This window comes from Isoptericola sp. MSGPD8_1_ISO-PGPR-S23-394 (assembly GCF_058072785.1).
Genome location: NZ_JBYRDY010000002.1, coordinates 21,849 through 36,428, shown reverse-complemented (window position 1 = coordinate 36,428; position 14,580 = coordinate 21,849). Strand labels below are relative to the sequence as shown.

Below are 14,580 nucleotides of genomic sequence, written 5' to 3'. Positions count from 1 at the left end.
GCGAGTCTCTTTCCTATGCAGCGAGGGTCGCCCCGGTTTTCCAGGCCAAGGGGCGGCCCTCTCTTTTGGCTGATGCGACGCTATCCCTGTGACACCGCTGGAACAACGAGGGGTTGTGTCCGGCGTGTCGGCGTGGGCCTGACCTCCATTCCTTGCGAGCTAGCGTGGCTAGCCATGTGTCGGTACCCCCGAGCATGGATGGCTTCCCTAGCCATGTCAAGAGCACTAGGGCGACTCTGGGCATCTTGGTTGGCCAAGTTGCTACGCTCGAGAGCATGCGCCTCGACCCGGACGACTCCCGGCCGCCCTACCAGCAGGCGGCCGCCGCGTTGCGCGCCGCGATCCTCACCGGCGAGTACGCGCCCGGCGATCGGCTCCCCGGCCAGGAGCGTCTGAGCTCGGACTTCGGCATCGCCCGTGCCACCGTCCAGCAGGCGCTCCGCGTCCTGCGCGACGAGGGCCTGATCGTCTCGCGCCAGGGTGCCGGCGTCTTCGTCCGTGAGAAGACGGCGCGCCCCGTGGGGCTGCGTCCGCACATCGAGCAGGCCTTCGAGGAACCAAACGTGCGGATCGACTTCGTGGGCTACAGCGCCGAGACGCTCGCGGGCGCCCTCACCGAGCCTCTGGACAAGATCCGCACTGGCCGGCTGACCCCGCAGTCCATCCAGATCCGCATCCTGGTCTCGGACATGAGCCGGCCCCTGGCCCTGCCCGTCGCCGTCGACCGCGACGAAGCTGTCTCGGCTCAGGCTCGTGCCCGCATGGCCAAGATCAGCGGACGCCACCTGGACTCGATCACCGCCACCGTCGAAGAGCTCGAAGACCTCGGCCTCGTGCCCTCCGCGTCCGTCGAGACGCGCATGCACGGTTCAGCACCAACATTCAAGGCCTACATCCTCAACGCCACCGACGTGTTCTTCGGGTACTACCCGGTCCAGGCCCACGAGGTCCGTTTGGGCGACGAGCGCGTGACGATCCTCGACTCGCTGGGCAAGGACGCGCTGCTGTTCCAGCACACGACCGACGAGGACCCCGGCTCAGAGGCGAGCCTGTTCGTGGCCCAGACGCTGGCTTGGTTCAACAGCGTCTGGACCAGCGTCGCGACCCCTCGGCTCACGACATGAACACGCCCGACCTGCGCTCCCCCTACTTCGACGAGGTCTCCGCGGTCCTGCTCGACTTCGACGGACCCGTGACCGCGCTGATGCCCGCGCCCGTGAACCGCCAGGTAGCGGACCAGGCTCGAGCGGCGCTCGCGGCGCACGGTGCCGTTCCACCTGAGCCAGTGGCGAGCACGAGCGACCACCTGGCCGTACTCCGGTGGGCCGGCGACCATTCGCCTGCTGCCGTCGAGGATGTCGAGACGGCCTGCGTTGGCGCCGAGATCGCATCCGCGCGCATCACCTCGCTGACCCCCGGGGCCGACCAACTACTCCACGCCTGCCGCCGCGCCAGCGTGCCGGTCGTAGTCGTCTCGAACAACGCCGCGAGCGCCATCGACGTGTTCCTTGCGGCCCACGGGCTGGATGATCTGGTCCGGGAAGTGCTGGGCCGTCCGCTGAACCAGCCCAAGCTGATGAAGCCTCACCCGCACCTGGTGCAGCAGGCGCTCGCAGCCGCGGGCGTCGAGCCGGCGTCGGCGGTTCTGGTCGGCGACTCGGTGTCCGACGTCGTCGTGGCCCATGCCGCGGGCGTGCGGGCAATCGGGTTTGCCAAGCATGAGCGGCGCGGTCTCGAGCTACAGGAGGCGGGCGCGGACTTCCTCGTGACGTCGATGGTGGACCTGACGCACTGATCGGCTCAGTGGATGCCGTAGGCCTGGCCCAGCTTGTTGGCTCGCTGTTGGCTCACGCCGAGCACTGAGCCGATCTGGCTCCAGGTGTGGCCGGCTCGACGCATGTCGGCCATGAGCGTGGCGCGGCTGCGCTTGGCGTCGTCGAAGGCTGCCTCGGCGCGAGAGAGCGCGTCGGTCACTTCGGCGGCCCTGATCGAGAACGTGGCGACCGTGGGTGCGTTCGTCGTGGTGGTCACGTGCGCCCTCACCTCCTCTGGGTCCTGACCACCATTGTGCGTGAACCTGTCGGGGTTGCTCATGAGGTGGCCTGTTGGCGTGGCGCTAGCACGTTGCCAGCCGGTTGTAGGCCTGTGGACAGCGCTGGTTGTCCATGGTCATCTAGGGGCGCCCCTGCTCGGGATAGGGCGTCGTCGCAGGTCAGCCTGTGGTCATTTAGGGGCGCTCGGGGCGTCGTCGCAGGTCAGCCTGTGGTCATTTAGGGGCGCTCGGGGCGTCGTCGCAGGTCAGCAGCGGCCCTACGGGCGCTCGCGGGCACAGTTGTCCATGGTCATCTAGGGGCGCACAGCCATGGTCATTTAGGGGCGCCCCCCCATGCATATGCGCAGGTCAGAGCCCAGAACTCGGGGTGCCCCTGTATGTCTATTCTCCTGTAGAAAACTCTCCCGTAGTCGTCGGGCCGGGACCTGTGGATCCGTGGACAACCCAGGGGTCGGGTGCGTCGCGCTCCGCGCGCAAGGACCCCAACTCATCTCCGCGGTCTTCTGTCGTTGCACTTCCTCGAGCCTGGACCTCCGGTCCTCAGCTCGAGCATCAGCGAGGCGCAGAATCGGTACGTACCCGAGCGGCGAGCCACCGCGACGTGGGCTCTGGACCAGAGCCGGGCTCAGGAAGCGCCGAACGGCTCGCGGCCGCTCCTACCCCCACTCACCCCGTCACGACGCGCCAGAACGGCCCAGGAGCCGCGGGAGAGGCTTGTCCAGGTGCTTGGCCCGGCCCTCACGAATCGAGGGATGAGCTGTGCGGCGCGGCCCACGCTGCACGATCCGGCGCGTACCGCTGTGGTGATGCGCCAGGCGGGCTGGTCACCGCGACCGAGCTGCGAGCGCCGACGTGGGGACATGCCGCCGCTCTTGAGGTGGGCCGGCACGAGGCCTGAGCCGGAGCCGCGGGGTGGAGATGCTTGCACAACCCCTAGTTGTTAGTAAACTGGTAGCAACCTGCTAGCACTCGACCGGGGGCTGAGCCATGCACCTGCAACTGGTGATGAAGATGGACGACGGGACCGTGCTCTCCGCGGCAACCGACCTCGAGCTGGCCCGCAAGTGGGCGGCCCACGTCTGGGGAGAGGCCTGGGCCAGCGTGAGCCACGGTCGCCAGAGCGTCGAGGTGGCCGCTGCACTGCGTGAGATCGTCCGCGCGCACAAGGGCTGAACCACCAGCACTCCCCGGCCCGAGCGCGGTCCGCGCATCGCCGCGCCCGTGGCTCACGAGCCTGATCGTGAGCCACGGACTGAGCCACGACGAGGAGCAGGTACCAGCCTGCTAGCGCGTCGCCAACCACCTGCCAGTGAGGACACCATGACCGAACAGACTGCCCTGCACTGCCTGAGCCATGCCCACCCGATAGCTCGTGCCGAGGCGCTCGCGGCCGATGGGCTTCGCGACGTGACCCCCGTGGCGCGCAACTACGGGTTTGAGCTGCCGGTCGCCGTCGACGAGGGCGCCTGGGGGGTAGCCGGAGCGGACGCCGACACCCTCGCCACCGTGCTGTCACGGGCCGCTTCCACAGCACGCACAGCGACCGGAAGCCGCGCGCGCTTCGGCGTCGAGCTGGGGGTGGCCGGCGTCGTCGAGCTGGAGGTCAGCATCGGGCACAGCAGTGATGGTGACCCGGTGGTGACGATCGAGCTCGCGCTCGTGGAGGTGCTGCCGACGCCCTCTCATCCGCGTGTCCCGCGCTCAGCGTGACTCGGTGACGGAGGGGGTGTGAGAGGCCCTGCAGGCGCCGACAGGAGGGGAGGTGGCCGCGTCCGCTTGCTCCTTCGTCGCCGCTGCGCGGCCAGCCTACCCATCGTGTCAAGCATGTGGGGTCGCGAGGAGGGTGCGCGCGGGGTGGCAGTCAGGGGGTAGGCGTGAAGGTCTCGATGATCGCGTCCTCGGTCAGCTCGACGCTCAGATGCCAGCCGTCCCATGTGTCGACGAACGGCTCCCCCGAGGCCCACGGGTGCGCCTCGATCGCGGCCAGCAACTCGTCCTCGCTGGGGTAGCCGGTGGCGGGCAGGATGCACAGATCCGGTGCCGTCCCGGTCTCGTAGGTCTCGAACGGGAGCGTCACCCGCAGCGCGCCGTTGCGGATCTGGACAGTCTCGCTCCACAGCGGCTCGGACGCTGCACAGATCTCCGAGACCTCGGCAGCAGTTGTCGCTACCGACGGCTCGGTGACCGCACCGCGAATGCTGCAGCCCCCGGTGAGGGCCGCGACGACGACGGCGGCCGTGGCCTGCTTGGCCCGCATGGCGCCATCGTCTCAGCGGTGTGGACCACGCGGTACCGGCTGGACCAGGAATCACCCGCCCGGCTCGCGACCCGTGATCGGAGACGGCTGGCCCATGAGCCAGGCCAGGGCTCGGATCGTGGCTCACGAACCAGCAATCCAGGCTCACCTGGGGGCAGGCAGCATGGCTCATGCTGGCGATATGGGAGCAACCTGCTAGCATGCTGTCAGCAATTCGATATCTAGCCGCCTGACTCTGGAGGATCGATGCCTGACACCACCACTTCCCCGGCCACCGCGGGCCAGCCCGCGGACCGCTGGTGGGCCAAGCTGACGCCGTGGGCCAACACCGACGAGACCGCGAGCGCCGACGGCTACGACAGGTACCCGCGCTGGCCCGTCGTCCTGCTCGCCGCCGGCGCCTTCGTGGCGATCTGGGGTGGCTGGGTCGACCTGGGCCGGATGGCGGGCTTCGGGCCGGTGAACCTGCTGCCGGGGATCGCTGACCTCTACGTCGACCTGGCGATCACCCTGCCGCTGGGCATGGAGGTCTACGCCGCCTTCGCGCTCGGGGTGCTGCTCACGCACCGCAACATCCGGCCGAAGGCGCGCAAGTTCGCCGGGATCTCCGTGGTCTTCTCGCTCATCATCGGAGCCAGCGGGCAGGTTGCCTACCACCTGCTGTCAGCCGCCGGCATCGAGCGGGCACCGTGGCAAGTCGTCGTCGTGGTCGCGTGCGTGCCAGTCGCAGTGATGGGTATGGGTGCCGCCCTGTCGCACCTGCTCGCCCCGGTGCCCACGAACCACCGGCGGCCCGCCGTCGTGGTGGACCAGGCCGAGGTGGCCAGCGACGGTATGTCCCCCAACGAGTTCGAGGCCGAGGACTCCCGAGCGCAGATCGAGGACTCCCCGCGGCCCGGCCTTGAGACGGTGGCCCGTGACCCCGAGCCAGTGAGCCAGGCCGTCGAGCCGCATGACCACACCGAGGACGACGACGAGGACGAGCAGGAGGAGCAGGACGACCCCAACGAGACCGACCTGGACCGCGCCGAGCGCGACCAGCGAATCCTCGACCTGGCCCGCAGCGGCCAGGTGTCCTCCGAGCGCGAGCTGGCCGCCCTCGTGCCGTGCTCGCGCTCCACGGTCAACCGCGTGCTGCGCCGCTACGGCGTGACGCTCAACCGCCAGGACGAGCCAGCCCTGGCTGGCGCGGGCCAGTCCGCCTGACCCATGAACCGGGCCCTGGGCCGCACCTGACCACCACGGGCGGTCCAGGGCCCTTCCACGTCCACCGAGAGGAACCGCCATGACAGCCACCGAGAACATCGCGGCCCTGCGCCGGGCCGCGGCCGCCGACCAGCCCACCGACCCCGCCGACCTCGGCCCCACCATCCTGGCGCTCGCGGCCGATCTGCTGGAGATGGACCAGGCAGGCACTGTGGACCTCGACACCTGGCCCGCGGCCCGCCTGCTGATCCTTGGAGCTCTGCGGCGAGCCAACCCCGCCGGTGGCCGCCCATGATGGGCGCCCACCACGCAGTCTGCGGCGCCGCCACCTGGATAGCGATCACAGGCACCGGCCCGCTCATGCTCGGCTGGTACCCCATGGGACCAACGCAAGTCGCCGCGGGCGGCCTCGTGTGCGCAGGGGCCGCCCTGCTGCCCGACGCCGACCACCACCGGGCCTCGATCGCACGCTCCCTGCCCCCGATCTCCGGCTGGATCTGCGCGGGGGTGGGTGCCGTCTCCGGCGGACACCGGCACGCGACCCACTCCCTGCTCGCAGCGCTCGCAGCGACCGCCCTCGCGTGGGCGCTGCACCTCATCACGGCCCCGACGTCTGCCGGCGACCTCGCCGTCGGCGCCGGCGCGGTGGCCATCGTCCTCTTCGCGCTCGCCGCCCGCGCGCTGCGCCTGACCCGCGGCACGCTCACCGCCTGGATCTGCGCGCTCGTGGCCGGCGCCTTCGTCGCGGAAGCCGCGCCGCACAGCATCGCCTGGCTCCCCCTCGCCGTCGGCCTCGGGTACGTGGTCCACATCGCCGGGGACATCCTCACCACCGGCGGCGTGCCGCTGCTGTGGCCGCTGACACCCCGCCCGTCCCAACAGCTCCTCACCCGCGCTCCCCTGCTCGCGCGGATGTGGCGACCCAACGGCTACCTCGCCGTCCCCGTGCTGGGCAACACCGGATCCGTGCGCGAATGGCTCCTCGCGCTCGCCATCTCGGCCTACACCGCGCTCGGCGCCCTGTGGGTGTTGACGACGATCATCGTGGGCTGAACCGCGACGAGCCCCCGACGCCGCGAGCGCCGCGGCGGGGGGACATACCGCCGAGCTGCCGGCCCTCGAGATCCGCCGGCGTGCTGGACAGCGCTCATACGGTCCAAACATGGCCACCAACGCGCTCGTCACGTCACACCTAGGACCCACCGACCGCCCCAACGAGGACCGCGCCGTCGTCGCCGCCAACGCCCCGATCGCCGTCGTCGTCGACGGCGCTGGACTCCCCCGCGAGTGGCGCGCCGGATGCCACCACACCGTCGACTGGTTCGCCGACCTGCTCGCCCACGCCGCCGTCCACCACCTCAGCGACCACGACAAGGACATGCGCACGGCGCTCGCGGACGCCCTCGGCACAGTCGCGGCACTGCACTCCTCCACCTGCGATCTCGCGGCCGGCTCCCCGTCCGGCACGATCGCCGCCTGGCGTGTGCGCGACGACCAGCTCGAAACCCTCGTGCTCGGGGACGCGGCTGTCCTAGTGCGCGCCGTCGACGTTGATGTCTACACGAGCGATGACCGGCTGCAGAAGGTCCTCGATGGCCCCATGAACCAAGCCCTCAGGGATGGCCTGTCAGGGCCGGAGGTGCGCAAGGTGCGTGACGAGGCGGCTGGCCGCGCCAGGAACCAGCCCAACGGGTTCTGGGTGTGCAGCCACGACCTCAGCGCCGCCGACGAGGCTCTGGTGAGCTCCTACGACCTCGACGAGGTCGTCGGCGTGGTTCTGGCCACGGACGGAGCAACGCGAGGGGTCGACCTGCTCGGCTGCCACGAGGTGCCCGAACTGCTGACGCTGGCTCTCGACGGCCACCACAACGCGATCTACGAAGCCGTGCGGGCCAGCGAACTGGCCCAAGCCCAGCACCTGGCCCACATCGCGGAGAAGACCCACGACGACTTCACCCTCGTGAGCTGGGACCTACGCTGAAGCTCGACACGGAGGGCCGGGTGGGGACATACCACCGCGACGGCGGCCCAGCTCGACGAGTGGCGCGAGCAACCCCCGTAGCCATTGCCTGGCTCAGCGGGAGCGCGTTACGCTAGAACCAGCCCACCGCAGTAGCGGTGGGAAGTGGACCCGAGACCCTTCCGGACGGTTGTGGCGCTCGGGTCTCGCGCTTTTCAGAAGGCGTTCGTTCCTCGGCCCAACGATGTTGGTGCTTGTCAGCAGTCGAGCGTTCTACTACAGCCGGACGACGTTGGTGACGAGCAGTTCGGCACGCCGCCGGAAATCGCCGCCTCGGCCCCAGGCCCACGCCACAGCATCAGGGATGCACAGCAACGGCTCCTGAGCGGCGACGCCGTGGTCGTAGCTGAACGAACACCCGAGCCGCCTGTGCTCGCGCTGGATCACCTGCCGGTCGCTCTTGACCAGGCTCTCGTCACGCTCCAGCAATAGCCGGCTGTGATCGGCTGCGGCGATGTCCTGCACGAGCCGGCGCAGGCACGCCTCCCGACGCTCCCGCTCGGTGCGGAACGTCCTACCTGCCCTGTACAGGGTGATGGACACGTCCAGCGCCTCGAACGACGACAAGATCTGGCGCTTCAGCGAGTCGTTCTCCTTGACCATGTGCAGCCGGTGCGCGCCCGGCCTCCTCAAGCTCCGAACCACCCGCCGCGCCGCGGCCGTCTCGCTCGGGACAACGACAGCCGCCACCAGGAGGTAGTCGGCCCTCTTGCTCTCGTCGACGAAGACCTGCCCTCGCCGCGGCGCTCGCTGCTTGTTGTCCACGTGCACCAGGCTAGAAGCCCTTGCTGACACCAGGGGACGGGCGCTCCCCCGGTTGGGGGGCCGAAAAGCCGTCCCGATCGCCTCAGACGGCGCTACGCGCCCCGTAGAACTCCACCGCGCTGTTGAGTGGGCCTCGCCGTAGGCCCACTCGACAGCTCGGTGGGTCAGGCTCTCTGGAGTTCAAGCACCAAGCGCAGGTGCTCGGACACTCCGAGCGCCGACCTGCTCACGACCTCGGCATCGAGATTCAGCCGACGACACAGCACCGCGCCGGCGACGGCGTACAGGAGACGCTCGTGCTTCGAGCGCTGCTCCTGCCCCTCGAGTGCCGACAGAACGTCCACGATCTGAGCGTCCGACAGCGCGATGACCTCCGCGCGAAGCTGGTCCAGACCCGACATGGCTTACTCCTCTGCTAGTAACGTGATAGCAACATGCTACAAGCCATCTAGCCGCGACGCATCAACTGCTCTGATAAGGGGTGTACAGCGCTCCCAGCGGACCTGCCGGGGGTCCAGATGTCCGGTCACTGGCCTCGCTGGGGCAGTAGGAAGGGGCCCCGGTGAGCTGGTGTGCTCGGGGGCCCCTTGGGGTGGTGCGGGGGTGTGGGGTCAGCGCTTGGCGTGGGGTGCGGCGGCGTGGTTCCAGGCGAGGAGCATGCCGTGGCGGTGGTGGTCGGTGGTGGTGGTGCGGTGTTCGCGCAGGTGCTCGACGGCGAGGGCGAGGTGGTCGAGGGCGCCGTCGGTCTCGTGGTGGTCGGTGGCGTCGAGCCAGGCTTCGGCGGCGGCGATGACGCGTTGTTCGGGGGTGGAGGTCCGGGTGTTGGTGGTGGGCATGGTGGGTGTCCTCCCGGGGCGTGTGCTGGCTAGGTGGTAGCACCATGCTAGCAGAGTGGTAGTAGGGCCAATCGGGAGGCAGGTTGGTAGCGGGTGGGTAGCAACTTTGTTGCGTGGGGTACTAGTTCGTTGTTTTGGGGTGGTATGCCCGGTGTGGGGGATAGGTGGTAGCCATGTGCTGGCTTGGTGCTGTCTGCCTGTTGTCTCTGTGGTAGCGGGGTGGTAGGTGGGTTGAGCTGCGAGCGCGGGGGTGGGGGGACATACCGTCTGGCTCGAGGTGGCCGGCTGCAGCTTGAGCTTGTCGAGATCGTCGAGCTGGGGGTGGTGGTCGTCCCTGGCTGGGGCCGGCTGCGCCACCGCGAGGCCCGGGGCCTCGCGGGGCGACGGGTGGCCGAGGGTTGGTGGCGGTCGTGTGAGCCGCTGTGAGGGGCGCTGACGTCGTGGCCCCTCCCTGGGGCCCTCGGGGAGCCCGCAGCCCGTCAGCGCGCCGCACAACAGCCCTACCCGGGGTCATCCAGGCCGCCTTTCCCCCACCCACAGCGCCACCCATGACGCCCACCACCCCGCCACCCCCCTCCCAGACCCCGCGAAGCCCCCACGAGCGCTCCAGGAGCCTGCCCACCCACCAGCACCCACCACCTGGTCAGACCGCAGGGGATGGCGCGTCAGCGCCCGGCCCCGAGGACCCGTAAGACGGCAGACCAACCGCCCCTCGCGCCGCCAGGCGCGACGGGGCACCCCCCACGGCGGCGCGCCAGCGCCGCAGGGGTCGCGCCAGCGACCCCGTTGGACCGGCGCGTCAGCGCCGGGCTAGCCCGGCGCTGACGCGCCGGTCCAACGGGGTCGCTGGCGCGACCCCTGCGGCGCTGGCGCGCCGCCGTGGGGGGTGCCCCGTCGCGCCTGGCGGCGCGAGGGGCGGTTGGTCTGCCGTCTTACGGGTCCTCGGGGCCGGGCGCTGACGCGCCATCCCCTGCGGTCTGACCAGGTGGTGGGTGCTGGTGGGTGGGCAGGCTCCTGGAGCGCTCGTGGGGGCTTCGCGGGGTCTGGGAGGGGGGTGGCGGGGTGGTGGGCGTCATGGGTGGCGCTGTGGGTGGGGGAAAGGCGGCCTGGATGACCCCGGGTAGGGCTGTTGTGCGGCGCGCTGACGGGCTGCGGGCTCCCCGAGGGCCCCAGGGAGGGGCCACGACGTCAGCGCCCCTCACAGCGGCTCACACGACCGCCACCAACCCTCGGCCACCCGTCGCCCCGCGAGGCCCCGGGCCTCGCGGTGGCGCAGCCGGCCCCAGCCAGGGACGACCACCACCCCCAGCTCGACGATCTCGACAAGCTCAAGCTGCAGCCGGCCACCTCGAGCCAGACGGTATGTCCCCCCACCCCCGCGCTCGCAGCTCAACCCACCTACCACCCCGCTACCACAGAGACAACAGGCAGACAGCACCAAGCCAGCACATGGCTACCACCTATCCCCCACACCGGGCATACCACCCCAAAACAACGAACTAGTACCCCACGCAACAAAGTTGCTACCCACCCGCTACCAACCTGCCTCCCGATTGGCCCTACTACCACTCTGCTAGCATGGTGCTACCACCTAGCCAGCACACGCCCCGGGAGGACACCCACCATGCCCACCACCAACACCCGGACCTCCACCCCCGAACAACGCGTCATCGCCGCCGCCGAAGCCTGGCTCGACGCCACCGACCACCACGAGACCGACGGCGCCCTCGACCACCTCGCCCTCGCCGTCGAGCACCTGCGCGAACACCGCACCACCACCACCGACCACCACCGCCACGGCATGCTCCTCGCCTGGAACCACGCCGCCGCACCCCACGCCAAGCGCTGACCCCACACCCCCGCACCACCCCAAGGGGCCCCCGAGCACACCAGCTCACCGGGGCCCCTTCCTACTGCCCCAGCGATCCTCAGCCCTACCGAGACAGGCCAGAGCACGAACAGCCCGTCGAAAGGACCGGGTATGAGCGCTCGGGGCGGACAAAGTCCTTGGCTTCAAGAACGCGCCGCGACCTCCGTCGCGAGCCCGCGTCCGGTGCAGAGAACACCCCCACGTGCGGCGTGCACTACATCCGTGAAGACCCTCCGGACCAGTATGGAACCGCGGAATACCGCGGTTCAGGCGGCCATAGCAGCACGGTGGTCGACCACGACACAACGTGGCCAGCCCTATTTCTTCGGTGCGATCAGTAGTATGGGTGCAGCACCTCCGGCACCTGGCTTGGGAAGTGGAGCAGGGCACCTGATTCGTCCAACCAGGACGGGATCGGAGGTGATGCAAGGTGGCGCATCATTGCCACGACAAGGCTTGCCCGGAAAGACGAAGGGCCGAGCGCCGCGGGAAGCTCTCCCTGCTCGCTGGCGGCGTCTCGACCCTCGTCAACCTCTACAGGCTGGCCGTTCAGCTGTTCTTCTGAGCAGCCGTGGAGCCCTGGGGCTCGGAGTTGCACCTCCGGCCTCAGGGTTCTACTTTACGTCCGGCTTCGGCGTACGACAACCGTCGTGTACCCGGGATTCCCCTTGATCCGCCTTGCTTCACTCACTTGTTGGCACGCTGTATCTCCGGGCTCACAGTCAGGGAAGTGCTTCCGTCTGGACTCAGCACAACTGCGTGTCGGTTTCCATGGGCGCCGTCGTGACCGAGTCGGGAGTGGGGAGAATCTCTGTGAGACGGAAATGGTGGGGGCGCTCAGCGCGACGACCAGCAATCCGCGCGATCGTCGATCCCGATGGGCGCCGGCTGGTCGACACGTTCTTCGCTGAGCACATCAGCGATCCGACCAGGGTTCCGGTGTGGGCCGACTTCCGGCAGGGCCGCGAGGGTGCCGACGACCTCCTGCTGGCGGCATTCGACCGGCACGGGATCGTCGCGGCGTCCTTCTCAGGGCCTCCGTGGATGGAGGCCGACCAGGGCGCGCTCCACGGAAGCTCCCCCTCGCTGGTGAAGGCGATGCGCCACGGATCCTGGATGCTCCACGACATGGCTGTGCGTCCCGACATGCGCCGTGTGGGGCTGGGCACTGCCATGGTCCACCAGGTCGTGGACCATGCTCACGAGCTCGGGCGTGACGTGCTGTGGGGCGTGGCATCCGGCGGCCCACCCGTGTTCGATTTCTACCGCCGCACGCCGTTGTCCGTGCTCGACCAAGATTGCGCCATCGCATTTCGAGCACTCGAAGACACCCGCCAAGGTGTAGTGCTGCCGATCGAGGGCGGCCAGGCCCGATGGATGGCGCGCCTCCTGAACCCGCGACCCCGCCTGATCGACTGCAGGGCGCATCCTCAGTAGGGGAGCAGCGCTCTGGCGCTGTCCTCGCCAGATCTCAGTGGCGCGGGCGACGAGGGACCGTGCGGTAGACGTCGTCCGCGCTGAGCCAGCACACCAGCTCGGTGGCGTTGCTCGGTCCGTTCGGCGGCTTGACGGTCACCATCACGGATCTGCCGGTCCAGCGGATCGCAGCACCGGGCACCAGCTCCTCACCGCTGGGCCACCGCATGCGCACGATCACGGCGTAGTGCCCCTGAGGGCGCACCGGCACGGACTGCGGCACGGGGACGGCGTTCAAGGGCTTGGGCGCCGGCCAGAAATGGGTGCCGTCGACGCGCGTCCACGTCGCCGGCTCCGCGCGCCGTCCCTCTCCCGTCACCTCTCTACGGTAGCCCGAGTTAGAACAAATGTTCGACACTGGGACGGTGCCGACGACTGCCCTCGACCCACTCAACGCCGCTCGGGCCGCCCTGGCGGCCGCTGAGCTGCGCACGGGCGTTCGGGCGCGCCAAGGGCCGGGCTCGCGCATCGAGGCTGTCAGCGGGCCGCCAGAGGCTTCCTGGGGCGAGGTGCCGGCATTGCCGCTCGCCTCCCTGCTCGACGGCGGGCGCCTGCCCGTCGGCGCGGCCGCGGTCGTCGCCGGCTCCTCAAGCCTGCTTCTGGCACTGCTCGCCGCGTCGCAGGGGTCCGCGGACTGGGTCGCGGTCGCGGGGATGCCGAGCCTCGGACTGGCGGCCGCGGCTGACTCAGGGCTGGCGCTCTCGCGACTCGTTGTGGTGCCAGACGTCCGAGGCCAGGCCGCTGAGGCCATCGCAGCGCTCATCGACGGGATGCGCTACATCGCCGTAGGGCCCGACGCCGGTCTCTCACCGTCGGACCGTCGCCGCCTCCTTGCCCGGGCGCGCGATCGAGGGTGTGGGCTCGTGGCCACCAGCGAGTGGGAACACGCGCGCCTGCGGCTGGGCGCCACGCCCCGCTGGTCCGGCACCGAAGACGGCGCCGGCTACCTGCGGCGCTGCACGATCGAGGTGCATCGCCAGACTCGCGGCGTTGCCGACACATGGACGCTGACGCTCCCGGAGTCCGCGGCGGGCCCCCTCCGCCCAGCGCGGCGAGGAACGGCGCGGCCGCTCGCTCCTCGCCGAGAGCTCACCCCCCTGCGCGCCGCAATGAACGCTTGATAGCAACGCGGCAGCACCCTGCTAGCGCATTGCTACCACGTGTGCCATAGTGAGGTTGCTAGCAACTAGATACCACCTTCGGGTGGCCCAGACGAGGGAGTGATGACCAGTGCAGATGCTTGCTGACCACGCGATCCAGGCGCTCGACCTCCAGGAGATGGGGTTCGACGAGTCGATCATGGCCGCCCAGGAGATCTCCGAGCGCTTCGGAGAGGAGCTGGCCGACGTTCTCGACGAGATGGACCGCCGAGACCCGCGCACCTGCACCGTCGACCACGACTTCACCGATGGGGACCTGCCCCCCATGGCCCGCCGGTGGGTCATGGGCGATCTGTACGTCAACCACGCAGGGCTCGCGCACCGAGGCGAGTTCGCTGCCGCCTGACCCCCCGCCTCACGAAGAGGGCCGGACGAAGCACTGTGCTTCGTCCGGCCCTCTTCGTGTTGCCCCCTCGGCTACCCGTCGCTGGAGGTGCTGTCGGACCGCCGCGAGCGCCCGCGGCCTGGTCGGGTGCGGGTCCATTCGGTGACGTCGTCGCGTCGCCAGAGGGGGGTGCGGCCGATGTGGCGGTGGGGTGCGGGTGCTTGGCCGCGGGTGACGTAGGCGGACCAGGTGTCGGGCCGGACGCCTGCGAGCGTTGCGGCGTCGTCGCGGGTGAGCTCGGGGTGGGGGGACGTACCGTCGGTCATGAGCTCAGGGGGTGGCTGGCTGTGCGTCGTCGCGGGTGACGACGGGGACGAGGTAGCCGGTTCGGAGGACCGAGTGGAGGTTGCGGGCCCAGGTGGCTGGGTCGTCCTGGTAGCTGATGCGGCGTGGGGTGGTGTCGTCGACGACGAGGACGTCCAGCTCGGTGGGGATGAGGTCGTCGGGGTCCCAGGTCTCGGTGCGATCGTCGTCGTGGACGGTGAGGCGTGCGACGGTGACGTAGTCGTGGCCTCCCTCGGGCACGTTGCGGAGTTCGAGCTCGATCATGGC

General features: G+C 69.8%; 19 protein-coding genes. 12 read left to right on the top strand and 7 right to left on the bottom strand.

Going from position 1 to position 14,580, the window contains the following annotated elements:
• Positions 1 to 275: 275 nt before the first annotated feature.
• Positions 276 to 1,124 (top strand): GntR family transcriptional regulator, encoded by an 849-nt coding sequence (locus AC3RJ8_RS18300; RefSeq protein ID WP_489715710.1) that lies wholly within the window; start codon positions 276 to 278, stop codon positions 1,122 to 1,124.
• A complete protein-coding gene (locus AC3RJ8_RS18295) occupies positions 1,121 to 1,795 on the top strand; it encodes an HAD family hydrolase (protein WP_489715709.1) in 675 nt (224 codons plus the stop codon). Before AC3RJ8_RS18300 ends, AC3RJ8_RS18295 begins: the two co-directional genes overlap by 4 nt.
• Positions 1,796 to 1,800: 5 nt before the next feature.
• Here the strand turns inward: AC3RJ8_RS18295 and AC3RJ8_RS18290 are convergent, their stop codons facing one another.
• On the bottom strand, positions 1,801 to 2,031 hold the full coding sequence (locus AC3RJ8_RS18290; RefSeq protein WP_489715708.1) for a hypothetical protein: 231 nt from the start codon (positions 2,029 to 2,031) through the stop codon (positions 1,801 to 1,803).
• A gap of 1,009 nt (positions 2,032 to 3,040) precedes the next feature.
• On the opposite strand from AC3RJ8_RS18290, the gene AC3RJ8_RS18285 reads away from it, so the two are divergent.
• Together AC3RJ8_RS18285 and AC3RJ8_RS18280 are read left to right on the top strand one after the other, a co-directional pair.
• Positions 3,041 to 3,226 carry a hypothetical protein gene (locus AC3RJ8_RS18285; protein WP_489715707.1) on the top strand — a complete coding sequence of 62 codons (186 nt, stop codon included), beginning with the start codon at positions 3,041 to 3,043 and terminating at the stop codon, positions 3,224 to 3,226.
• A 147-nt stretch (positions 3,227 to 3,373) separates the two neighbouring features.
• Complete coding sequence (locus AC3RJ8_RS18280) at positions 3,374 to 3,763, top strand: hypothetical protein (RefSeq protein WP_489715706.1); 390 nt, start codon at positions 3,374 to 3,376, stop codon at positions 3,761 to 3,763.
• Positions 3,764 to 3,914: 151 nt separating this feature from the next.
• On the opposite strand, the gene AC3RJ8_RS18275 is transcribed toward AC3RJ8_RS18280, so the two are convergent.
• On the bottom strand, positions 3,915 to 4,310 hold the full coding sequence (locus AC3RJ8_RS18275) for a hypothetical protein (RefSeq protein WP_489715705.1): 396 nt from the start codon (positions 4,308 to 4,310) through the stop codon (positions 3,915 to 3,917).
• Positions 4,311 to 4,556: 246 nt separating this feature from the next.
• Between AC3RJ8_RS18275 and AC3RJ8_RS18270 the strand changes: the two genes are divergently transcribed.
• The 4 genes from AC3RJ8_RS18270 (at position 4,557) to AC3RJ8_RS18255 (ending at position 7,497) form a co-directional block, all read left to right on the top strand.
• On the top strand, positions 4,557 to 5,516 hold the full coding sequence (locus AC3RJ8_RS18270; RefSeq protein ID WP_489715704.1) for a hypothetical protein: 960 nt from the start codon (positions 4,557 to 4,559) through the stop codon (positions 5,514 to 5,516).
• A 79-nt stretch (positions 5,517 to 5,595) separates the two neighbouring features.
• A complete protein-coding gene (locus AC3RJ8_RS18265; protein WP_489715703.1) occupies positions 5,596 to 5,811 on the top strand; it encodes a hypothetical protein in 216 nt (71 codons plus the stop codon).
• Positions 5,808 to 6,569 carry a metal-dependent hydrolase gene (locus AC3RJ8_RS18260; RefSeq protein ID WP_489715702.1) on the top strand — a complete coding sequence of 254 codons (762 nt, stop codon included), beginning with the start codon at positions 5,808 to 5,810 and terminating at the stop codon, positions 6,567 to 6,569. The genes AC3RJ8_RS18265 and AC3RJ8_RS18260 overlap by 4 nt, the downstream gene beginning before the upstream one ends.
• Before the next feature lie 109 nt (positions 6,570 to 6,678).
• The gene (locus tag AC3RJ8_RS18255) at positions 6,679 to 7,497 is read left to right on the top strand and encodes a protein phosphatase 2C domain-containing protein (RefSeq protein WP_489715701.1); all 819 of its coding nucleotides are present in this window, start codon (positions 6,679 to 6,681) and stop codon (positions 7,495 to 7,497) included.
• A gap of 255 nt (positions 7,498 to 7,752) precedes the next feature.
• Here AC3RJ8_RS18255 and AC3RJ8_RS18250 read toward each other — a convergent pair whose 3' ends face one another.
• From AC3RJ8_RS18250 to AC3RJ8_RS18240, 3 genes are all read right to left on the bottom strand, one after another.
• Positions 7,753 to 8,301 (bottom strand): hypothetical protein, encoded by a 549-nt coding sequence (locus AC3RJ8_RS18250; RefSeq protein WP_489715700.1) that lies wholly within the window; start codon positions 8,299 to 8,301, stop codon positions 7,753 to 7,755.
• Between the two features lie 164 nt (positions 8,302 to 8,465).
• The gene (locus AC3RJ8_RS18245) at positions 8,466 to 8,702 is read right to left on the bottom strand and encodes a hypothetical protein (protein ID WP_489715699.1); all 237 of its coding nucleotides are present in this window, start codon (positions 8,700 to 8,702) and stop codon (positions 8,466 to 8,468) included.
• 210 nt (positions 8,703 to 8,912) lie between these two features.
• Positions 8,913 to 9,137, bottom strand: a complete 225-nt coding sequence (locus tag AC3RJ8_RS18240) for a hypothetical protein (protein WP_489715698.1) — start codon at positions 9,135 to 9,137, stop codon at positions 8,913 to 8,915.
• 1,624 nt (positions 9,138 to 10,761) lie between these two features.
• On the opposite strand from AC3RJ8_RS18240, the gene AC3RJ8_RS18235 reads away from it, so the two are divergent.
• Together AC3RJ8_RS18235 and AC3RJ8_RS18230 are read left to right on the top strand one after the other, a co-directional pair.
• On the top strand, positions 10,762 to 10,986 hold the full coding sequence (locus tag AC3RJ8_RS18235) for a hypothetical protein (RefSeq protein ID WP_489715698.1): 225 nt from the start codon (positions 10,762 to 10,764) through the stop codon (positions 10,984 to 10,986).
• Positions 10,987 to 11,766: 780 nt separating this feature from the next.
• Positions 11,767 to 12,444, top strand: coding sequence for a GNAT family N-acetyltransferase (locus AC3RJ8_RS18230; RefSeq protein ID WP_489715697.1), 678 nt, complete (start codon positions 11,767 to 11,769; stop codon positions 12,442 to 12,444).
• Positions 12,445 to 12,478: 34 nt separating this feature from the next.
• Here the strand turns inward: AC3RJ8_RS18230 and AC3RJ8_RS18225 are convergent, their stop codons facing one another.
• Entirely contained in the window at positions 12,479 to 12,802 is a 324-nt protein-coding gene (locus AC3RJ8_RS18225) for a hypothetical protein (RefSeq protein ID WP_489715696.1), read from the bottom strand.
• A 46-nt stretch (positions 12,803 to 12,848) separates the two neighbouring features.
• Between AC3RJ8_RS18225 and AC3RJ8_RS18220 the strand changes: the two genes are divergently transcribed.
• Together AC3RJ8_RS18220 and AC3RJ8_RS18215 are read left to right on the top strand one after the other, a co-directional pair.
• Positions 12,849 to 13,604: a hypothetical protein gene (locus AC3RJ8_RS18220; protein ID WP_489715695.1), complete on the top strand. Its 756-nt coding sequence runs from the start codon at positions 12,849 to 12,851 to the stop codon at positions 13,602 to 13,604.
• A 115-nt stretch (positions 13,605 to 13,719) separates the two neighbouring features.
• A complete protein-coding gene (locus tag AC3RJ8_RS18215; protein WP_489715694.1) occupies positions 13,720 to 13,989 on the top strand; it encodes a hypothetical protein in 270 nt (89 codons plus the stop codon).
• A gap of 309 nt (positions 13,990 to 14,298) precedes the next feature.
• On the opposite strand, the gene AC3RJ8_RS18210 is transcribed toward AC3RJ8_RS18215, so the two are convergent.
• Entirely contained in the window at positions 14,299 to 14,577 is a 279-nt protein-coding gene (locus tag AC3RJ8_RS18210; protein WP_489715693.1) for a hypothetical protein, read from the bottom strand.
• Between the last annotated feature and the right edge of the window lie 3 nt (positions 14,578 to 14,580).

Bases quoted from the DNA above. Each gene is read 5' to 3' on its own strand.
- AC3RJ8_RS18300 (WP_489715710.1), top strand. From the start codon at position 276: ATGCGCCTCGACCCGGACGACTCCCGGCCGCCCTACCAGCAGGCGGCC.
- AC3RJ8_RS18295 (WP_489715709.1), top strand. From the start codon at position 1,121: ATGAACACGCCCGACCTGCGCTCCCCCTACTTCGACGAGGTCTCCGCG.
- AC3RJ8_RS18285 (WP_489715707.1), top strand. From the start codon at position 3,041: ATGCACCTGCAACTGGTGATGAAGATGGACGACGGGACCGTGCTCTCC.
- AC3RJ8_RS18280 (WP_489715706.1), top strand. From the start codon at position 3,374: ATGACCGAACAGACTGCCCTGCACTGCCTGAGCCATGCCCACCCGATA.
- AC3RJ8_RS18275 (WP_489715705.1), bottom strand. From the start codon at position 4,310: ATGCGGGCCAAGCAGGCCACGGCCGCCGTCGTCGTCGCGGCCCTCACC.
- AC3RJ8_RS18270 (WP_489715704.1), top strand. From the start codon at position 4,557: ATGCCTGACACCACCACTTCCCCGGCCACCGCGGGCCAGCCCGCGGAC.
- AC3RJ8_RS18265 (WP_489715703.1), top strand. From the start codon at position 5,596: ATGACAGCCACCGAGAACATCGCGGCCCTGCGCCGGGCCGCGGCCGCC.
- AC3RJ8_RS18260 (WP_489715702.1), top strand. From the start codon at position 5,808: ATGATGGGCGCCCACCACGCAGTCTGCGGCGCCGCCACCTGGATAGCG.
- AC3RJ8_RS18255 (WP_489715701.1), top strand. From the start codon at position 6,679: ATGGCCACCAACGCGCTCGTCACGTCACACCTAGGACCCACCGACCGC.
- AC3RJ8_RS18245 (WP_489715699.1), bottom strand. From the start codon at position 8,702: ATGTCGGGTCTGGACCAGCTTCGCGCGGAGGTCATCGCGCTGTCGGAC.
- AC3RJ8_RS18240 (WP_489715698.1), bottom strand. From the start codon at position 9,137: ATGCCCACCACCAACACCCGGACCTCCACCCCCGAACAACGCGTCATC.
- AC3RJ8_RS18235 (WP_489715698.1), top strand. From the start codon at position 10,762: ATGCCCACCACCAACACCCGGACCTCCACCCCCGAACAACGCGTCATC.
- AC3RJ8_RS18215 (WP_489715694.1), top strand. From the start codon at position 13,720: ATGCTTGCTGACCACGCGATCCAGGCGCTCGACCTCCAGGAGATGGGG.
- AC3RJ8_RS18210 (WP_489715693.1), bottom strand. From the start codon at position 14,577: ATGATCGAGCTCGAACTCCGCAACGTGCCCGAGGGAGGCCACGACTAC.